The sequence below is a fragment of the Sphingobium bisphenolivorans genome (assembly GCF_000412635.1).
Lineage (GTDB): Bacteria > Pseudomonadota > Alphaproteobacteria > Sphingomonadales > Sphingomonadaceae > Sphingobium > Sphingobium bisphenolivorans.
Map to the genome: position 1 here is coordinate 1 of NZ_ASTG01000067.1, position 317 is coordinate 317.

General features: G+C 62.8%; 1 pseudogene. It reads right to left on the bottom strand.

Annotated elements, in window-relative coordinates:
* Nucleotides 1–35: 35 nt before the first annotated feature.
* Nucleotides 36–317, bottom strand: a pseudogene (locus L858_RS20845) (hypothetical protein); the annotation flags it as partial.

Consider the following 317-nt stretch of genomic DNA (forward strand, 5'->3'; position numbering starts at 1 on the left):
GATTCACGGTAGGCATCGACGTCAGGGGTAGCCAACTATTTGCGCAGGTTCTCGATGCCAAGTTCGCGCCATATCCAAGTGAAGTCGTAGGTGGCCATCGGGTCGTTCGCGTCGAGTTGGCTGCTGCTGCGGTTTTCGAGATGCTTGAGCCACCCGGCTACTCGGTGCCGGCCTGCGGCAGTTTGAACGGCTGCGCGCGGGGTGATGTCGCCGAGCATGCCGACGGGTTCATCGAGCGTCGCGCGGTACTGACGGTCGAGCATGGCATGGATGAGCGGGGTTGCAACCTCTGGCGCAATGGCGGGTGCCGGTTCGGA